The 4,703-nt window shown below is 72.3% G+C and carries 4 protein-coding genes; all 4 read right to left on the reverse strand.

Annotated features, from left to right (window positions below; genetic code table 11):
• Positions 1-53: 53 nt before the first annotated feature.
• Positions 54-842, reverse strand: coding sequence for a 6-phosphogluconolactonase (pgl, locus tag ACFRCR_RS17000; RefSeq protein WP_377679170.1), 789 nt, complete (start codon positions 840-842; stop codon positions 54-56).
• Positions 839-1,756 (reverse strand): glucose-6-phosphate dehydrogenase assembly protein OpcA, encoded by a 918-nt coding sequence (opcA, locus tag ACFRCR_RS17005; protein WP_336707376.1) that lies wholly within the window; start codon positions 1,754-1,756, stop codon positions 839-841. Before opcA ends, pgl begins: the two co-directional genes overlap by 4 nt.
• A 67-nt stretch (positions 1,757-1,823) precedes the next feature.
• Positions 1,824-3,365: a glucose-6-phosphate dehydrogenase gene (gene zwf, locus ACFRCR_RS17010; protein WP_377679172.1), complete on the reverse strand. Its 1,542-nt coding sequence runs from the start codon at positions 3,363-3,365 to the stop codon at positions 1,824-1,826.
• 148 nt (positions 3,366-3,513) lie between these two features.
• Positions 3,514-4,647, reverse strand: coding sequence for a transaldolase (gene tal, locus ACFRCR_RS17015; protein WP_377679174.1), 1,134 nt, complete (start codon positions 4,645-4,647; stop codon positions 3,514-3,516).
• Between the last annotated feature and the right edge of the window lie 56 nt (positions 4,648-4,703).

Below are 4,703 nucleotides of genomic sequence, written 5' to 3' on the forward strand. Positions count from 1 at the left end.
GGCCCGCTGTGCTGTCGTCGGCTTCCGCCGCCGTCCGCCGTATCCGCAGCGGCTCAGCGGCTCAGCGCGTGGTGCTGGCTCGCCGCGACGTCGACGAGCCACAGCGTGCGCTGCGTGCCCAGGGCGCCGGCCGCCGGGGTCGTCGTCACCGGGTCGCCCGCCAGGGCGGAGGCGACCGCGGGGGCCTTCTCCGCTCCCGCGGCCACGACCCAGACCTCCTGGGCCGCCTGGATCGCGGAGAACGTCAGGGAGACGCGCTCGGGCGGCGGCTTGGGGGAGTCGTGCACCCCGGTCGTCGCCCCTTCGGCGCCGAGGGCCGCGTTCCCGGGGAAGAGCGACGCGACGTGCCCGTCCGGGCCCATGCCCAGCAGGAGGACGTCGAACGCGAGGTGCGCGCCGCCGTCGGGCGTGAAGCGCGAGAGCTCGTCCGCGTAGAGTGCGGCCGACTCCTCGGGGGTCCCGACGCCGTCGCCCGGCGCGGGCATCACGTGCACGTTCTGCGGCGGCAGGTTCGGCAGGTGGTCGACGAGGGCCTCGCGTGCCTGCGTCTCGTTGCGCTCGGGGTCGCCCGTCGGCAGGAAGCGCTCGTCGCCCCACCACAGGTGCACGCCGGTCCAGTCGACCGCGTCGCGCACGGGGTGTGCGGCGACCGCCGCGAGCGACCTGATCCCGACCGTGCCGCCTGTGAGGACGACGTGGACGGGCGTGCGGACGGACTGGATGTCGAGGATGCGGGTCAGCAGCCGGGCCGCGACGCCCTCGGCGAGGACGCCCGCGTCGGGGTGCACGACGACGAGGCGCGCCCCGTGAGCGCGGGCGTCGGCCCCTGCCTCGGCCGTCATTCGCCGATCCTCGCGAGACCCTTGGTGAGGACCTCGCCGTAGACCTCGTCGGGGTCGAGGCGGCGCAGCTCCTCGGTCAGGCACTCCTCGAGCTGGCGCAGCGGCAGCGAGATGCGTCGGTCCGGCTGGCCCGGCTGGGTCAGCGTCACGATGCGGCCGTCGGGCCGGGACAGCACGATCGCGCCGCCCTTGCGCTCGAGGGTCACCTTCGTGATGCCCGAGACGCCGCGGCGGCGGACCAGCTTGACCTGGCACTTGAGCTGCTGGGCGAGCCAGGCCGCGAGGACGTCGACCGAGGGGTGGTGCTCCTCGCCCTCGACCTCGACGGCCGTGACGGACTCGTACGGCGGCTGGTCGAGCGCCGCCGCGATGAGGCCGCGCCACAGGGTCACGCGGGTCCACGCGAGGTCCGTGTCGCCCGGGTGGTGGCTCCTGCTCAGGCGCTGGAGCGTCTGGAGCGACTTGCCCGCGTTGACGGCGTCGGTGATGCGGCGGTGGGCCATCTGCCCGACCGGGTCCGCCGACGGGTTGTCGGGCGTCTCCCGGGGCCACCAGGCCACGATCGGTGCGTCGGGCAGCAGGAGGGGCATCACGAGGGTGTCGGTGTGCGCGACGAGCGGGCCCGAGGGGCGCAGGATGATGACCTCGCTGGCGCCCGCGTCGCCGCCGATGCGGATCTGGGCGTCGAGCCGGGCCGCGGTGCGCTTGTTCGCGGGCGCGACGACCACGACACGGCACGGGTGCTCGCGCGAGGCGCCGTTGGCGGCGGCGACCGCGTCCTCGACGTCGGCCTCCTCGGCCAGGACGACGAGGGTCAGGACGCGGCCGAGGGCCACGGCGCCGCCCTCGTCGCGCAGCTTCACGAGGCGCTTGTTGACCGCATTGGTCGTCGTCTCGGGGAGATCGATGATCATGAGGTGAGGCTCCAGTTCGAGGTCCGGCTGGGGATCCGGGACAGGTGGGAGATCGGTGCGGTCGCGGTCACGGTCGCCGCCAGGTGCGACCGTCGCGGGCCATCATCTCGTCGGCCGACCCGGGGCCCCACGTCCCCGAGCGGTAGGCGTCCGGCGTGCCCTTGGACTCCCAGTACGCGGTGATGGGGTCGAGGATCTTCCAGGAGAGCTCGACCTCTTCGTGGCTCGGGAACAGCGGCGGGTCGCCCAGCAGGACGTCGAGGATGAGGCGCTCGTAGGCCTCGGGGGAGGACTCGGTGAACGCGTGCCCGTAGCCGAAGTCCATCGTGACGTCGCGGACCTCCATGGCGGTGCCGGGGACCTTCGCGCCGAAGCGGATCGTGACGCCCTCGTCGGGCTGGACCCGGATGACGAGCGCGTTCTTGCCGAGCTCGGACGTCGCGGAGGACTCGAACGGCAGGTGCGGGGCCGACTTGAAGACGACGGCGATCTCCGTCACGCGCCGGCCCAGGCGCTTGCCCGTGCGAAGGTAGAACGGCACCCCGGCCCAGCGGCGGTTGTCGATGTCGACGCGGATCGCGGCGAACGTCTCGGTCGTGGAGTCGGGCGAGATGCCGTCCTCCTCGAGGTACCCGACGACCTCCTCGCCGCCCTGCCACCCGGCCGAGTACTGGCCGCGGGAGGTGTGACGCCCCAGGTCGCGGGGGAGGCGCACGGCCGAGAGCACCTTGAGCTTCTCGGCCCGCAGCGACTCGGCGTCGAACGACACGGGCTCCTCCATCGCGGTGAGCGCGAGGAGCTGGACGAGGTGGTTCTGGATGACGTCGCGTGCCGCGCCGATCCCGTCGTAGTAGCCCGCACGTCCGCCGATGCCGATGTCCTCGGCCATGGTGATCTGGACGTGGTCGACGTAGTTCGCGTTCCAGATGGGCTCGTAGAGCTGGTTGGCGAACCGCAGCGCCAGCATGTTCTGGACGGTCTCCTTGCCCAGGTAGTGGTCGATGCGGAAGACCGAGTCGGGGTCGAAGACCTTCGAGACCACGTCGTTGAGCTCGCGAGCGCTGTGCAGGTCGTGACCGAACGGCTTCTCGATGACCACGCGACGCCAGGCGTCCTCGCTCGACTTCGACAGACCCGATCGCGAGAGCTGCTCGCAGACCAGCGGGAACGCGCTCGGGGGGACCGACAGGTAGAACGCGTGGTTGCCGCCCGTGCCGCGCTCCTTGTCGAGGTCCTCGACCGTGGCACGCAGGCGCTCGAACGCCTGCTCGTCGTCGAACTCGCCCTGGACGAAGCGGATGCCCTCGGCGAGCTGCTTCCAGGTCGCCTCGCGGAACGGCGTGCGTGCGTACTGCTTGACGGCGTCGTGGACGACCTGGGCGAAGTCCTGGTCCTCCCAGTCGCGCCGGGCGAAGCCCGTGAGCGCGAAGCCGGGCGGGAGCAGCCCGCGGTTGGCGAGGTCGTACACGGCGGGCATGAGCTTCTTGCGGGCGAGGTCGCCCGTGACGCCGAAGATCACCAGGCCGCAGGGCCCGGCGATGCGGGGGAGTCGAAGGTCACGCGGGTCGCGCAGCGGGTTGTGCTCTGCGCTGATCTTTGCCGGTCTCAACTGATGTCACCGTTCTCGTCGGCGTGGGCTGGAATGGTCGAAAGGTCCGTCCTGCGGACCGGGGTAGAGCCTAGGCGGTGGTCGGGGCGTGCCCGGAGGACGTCCACGACCGTGTCGGCCGTCGTGGGCCCCGGGTGGAAGGAGCGGGTCACGACGCGTCGCCGGCCGCGCGGGCCAGGCCGTCCTCGACGGTCGCGAGCAGGTCGGACCAGCTCGCCTCGAACTTCTCGACGCCCTCGTCCTCGAGGCGCTGGGTGACCTCGACGAGCGAGACGCCGAACGACTCGATGGTCTCGAGGACCGAGCGCGAGGCCGTGTACGTGCCCGCGACGGTGTTCCCGAGCACGACGCCGTGGTCGGCGAACGCGTCGAGCGTGGTCTGCGGCATGGTGTTCACGACGCCCGGGGCGACGAGCTCGTCGACGTACATGGTGTCGCGGTAGTCGGGGTTCTTGACGCCCGTCGAGGCCCACAGAGGGCGCTGCGGGTGGGCGCCAGCGGCCTCGAGGGTGCGCCAGCGGTCGGTCTGGACGACCTGTTCGTAGGCCTCGTACGCGAGCCTCGCGTTGGCGATCGCGGCGCGCCCGCGCAGGTCGTGGGCCTCGGGGGTCCCGATCGCCGTCAGGGCGGAGTCGACGGCCGAGTCGACGCGCGAGACGAAGAACGACGCGACCGACGCGATGCGCGTCACGTCGTGCCCGGCGTCGCGCGCCTGCTCCACGCCGGACAGGAACGCGTCCATGACCTGGTGGTAGCGGGCGAGGGAGAAGATGAGCGTCACGTTGACGCTGATGCCGCGTGCCAGGGTTCGCTCGATCGCGTCGAGCCCTTCGACGGTCGCGGGGATCTTGATGAGGACGTTGGGGCGGTCGACCGTCTCCCACAGGCGCACTGCGGTCGCGACCGTGCCGTCGGCGTCGCGCGCCAGGCGCGGGTCGACCTCGATCGACACGCGCCCGTCGACGCCGTCGGTCGCGTCGTACACGGGGCGCAGGACGTCGGCCGCGGCGCGCACGTCGTCCGTCGTGATCCGCTCGACCGCGGCCTCGACGTCGGTCCCGGCGGCGGCGAGCTCGGCGAGCTGCGCGTCGTAGGCGTCGCCCGTGGCGAGCGCGCCCGCGAAGATCGTGGGGTTGGTCGTGACGCCGACGACGGCGCGGGAGGTGATGAGGTCGGCGAGCCCGCCGCTGCGCAGCCGTTCTCGGGAGAGGTCGTCCAACCAGATGGAGACACCTGCCTCCGACAGCTCGCGGACGGGTGCTGGTGCTGCGCTGTGGTGCACGGTCACGGTTCTCCCTCTCGTCGTCTGGCGTCCGTCCTCACGGACGTCCCAGGAGC

It is taken from the genome of Oerskovia sp. NPDC056781, assembly GCF_042789955.1.
Classification (GTDB): domain Bacteria; phylum Actinomycetota; class Actinomycetes; order Actinomycetales; family Cellulomonadaceae; genus Oerskovia; species Oerskovia rustica.